The sequence below is a fragment of the Campylobacter sp. IFREMER_LSEM_CL292 genome (assembly GCF_025771615.1).
Taxonomy (GTDB): Bacteria; Campylobacterota; Campylobacteria; order Campylobacterales; family Campylobacteraceae; genus Campylobacter_D; species Campylobacter_D lari_D.
Map to the genome: position 1 here is coordinate 1 of NZ_JAKMQP010000027.1, position 2,668 is coordinate 2,668.

Here is a 2,668-nt window from a genome sequence, read left to right on the forward strand (position 1 = left end):
AATAACATTGATACAGTTATGCCTGAGAGTATGATGTGATTTGATAGTTTATGTGTTTTCATAATTAATCCTTTTGGTGCATTGTTTTAATTTAAATTCACTACTATGCTTTTTGCATCTTTACTTACACTTAGAGTGTATTTAGCTTTTTGAACTTTTGCTTTGATGTTTTTATGTAAGCTTTGATTGTTTTTAGTAATAGTTTCTAATAAGCTTTGTAAGTCTTTTTGATTTAAGTGTTTATTATTTGCATCTACAAAGCCTTTTTCACTTTGCATTAAAATAAAGCTTTTATTTTTTACATTATTGTTAGTATATACATTAATAGAACTATCTTTAGAAAGATTAATCACTTCTTTAGCACTTAAATAAGCTTTAGTATCATCTTTTAAGATAAAGCTATAATGATCAAAGTTATTGATAGTATTTGCTTTTATATTTGTATTTAATATTAAATGATTATTAGTACCATTTTTATGTGTTAGAACTTTTGATACAAAGTTATTGTCTTTTTTAGTTTGTAAAAAGCTTCCTGCTAATACATCTATATTGGTATTGTTAAAAATATTAGTATTACCGCTTAAGTATAAAGTATTATTATAGCTTTTATCATTTTCACTATATACACCAGAAGCTGCTATGATGATAGTAGAGTTGTTTTTATACTCATCTATATTTAAATTATTTATATGAGTATAATTATCATGAGTATTCTTAGCTATACCTGCACTAATTATTATTTCCCCTTCTCTTTTATCAGAAGCTGTACCTAGGGCTAAATTATCAAAGATAAAAGTATTATTAGCGCTTTCATTTTTTGCATTAATAATATATACATTAGAACTAGCTGCACTTGAATAATCTTTAATATTTAAAGTATTATCATTAGCATTTTCATTAGCTCTTAAAATGATTTTAGAACCTTTATCTATATTAGAAGCATTAGATAAAGATTGCACCATATTATATTTTATAGTGTTTTTTTCTAAATTATCAGCTTCTATAATAGCAGTGAGGTTTCTACCTGATTTTACATTATCTAAAACTATACTATTAGCATTAGCGCTACTTGCATAATAATCTTTATTATCTAAACTAACCTTACTAACTCCATATAAGTATAAAGGCATAGCTATATTTGAGTTTTTAATAACAATACTATTATTATTTGCTTTAGAACTTAGAGTTTGTGCTGCTGTGATTTGAATTTTATCTTGATGATTTTCAGTGGTAAGTCCTTTGGTTAAGTCTCCATTGATATTTATACTATTTCTACTAGCTCCTTTAGTAGCTACCCCACCATAAAGATTAAACTCATTTTTACCTGTAAAATTAGAATTGATTTCAAATGGCTTTTTAAGAGTAATATTGATATTATTATCATTAGCTATGCCATTATTAGTTATACCTGCATAAAAGTCTAAGAGTGCTTTTACTTCTACATTAGTATTTAATGCTAATAAGGTTTGTAAGTCTTTTATATCTATGGTGTTTTTATAAGCATTACCTTGTATGATTTTACCCCCATAAACTGCTCCTACTAAAATAGCATTGTATGCTAATGGAGTATTTTTAGTATCCACTCTTAAATCTAGTTTTAAATCATTAATAATTACACTATTATTGCTTACTTCATAGCTTTCATTGTTATTTACATCTACAAAAGCTCCACCTAAGTGAGTAGCAGCTGATGTTGAATAAGCTCCACTTGGACCATGGACTAATAAAGAAGCTCCATCTATAATAACCTTATTATTTTTAGCATTGCCATTATAAGTATAAGCTCCCACTACATGAGTCATTCTCTCATCAAAAATATTATCCCCTAAAGTGCTTTGTTTATAAGGGGTAGTATGAAAGTCTATCTTTACTCCCTTATTTAATATCACAGTATTATTATTAGTATTAGCATCAACCCCAAAAGCACCTAAGATATAAGGAGCACCATTTAAAGGTAAGGTATAGGTGTTTTCAACACCCATATTTACATAGGCATCTTTTAAGAAATTTAAAGTATTATTGCTTGCTTCACCTTTTCTTGCTATGGCTGGAGTGATTAAAAAATTATATTTATTATCTAAGCCACTAGCTTTAGGATTAATTACTTCTTTATCGGTAGGTTTTAAATAATATACTGAAGATAATTCCCCTGCTTTTAATACTAGAGTATTATTATTTGCTTTTGCATTAAAGGTATAGGCTGAAACTAAAAAAGGTATATAGCTGATTTGATTTAGGGTAGTATTAGCTGAGTTAGAACTATGAAAACCATTAACTACAAAAATATCTTCTTTAATACTTGGAGTGAGTATGTCTTGTTTAAAATATAAATCATTCATTTTTTCATGAGCTTTGTTTTTAGGATTATCATAGATTAAAGTAATATTTGAAAGGTTTTTATTGCTAGCCATTTGACCATAGAAGTTTTTACCACTTAAGAGTTTATATGTATCAAGATTATAATCATAAACATCATTATTATTATAATGGTGTTTTTTAATTACATAAGTATTAGAAGCTTTATCATAATTTGCCTGGGTGGCAGCTTCTAAAGAGTTTAGTGAAAGTATAGTGAGTAGGGAAAGTTTTAATAGATTAAAGTTTTTATAGTTTTTTAAAGGGTTTAAAGTATTTGAGTTAAAACGAAAATTATCGTATCCCCCCCCCC

The 2,668-nt window shown here is 27.0% G+C and carries 1 protein-coding gene; it reads right to left on the reverse strand.

From position 1 onward, the window contains the following. Window positions 1-86: 86 nt before the first annotated feature. On the reverse strand, window positions 87-2,668 hold a 2,582-nt coding region (locus tag L8T82_RS07865), incomplete at its 5' end, for a hypothetical protein (protein WP_263726272.1).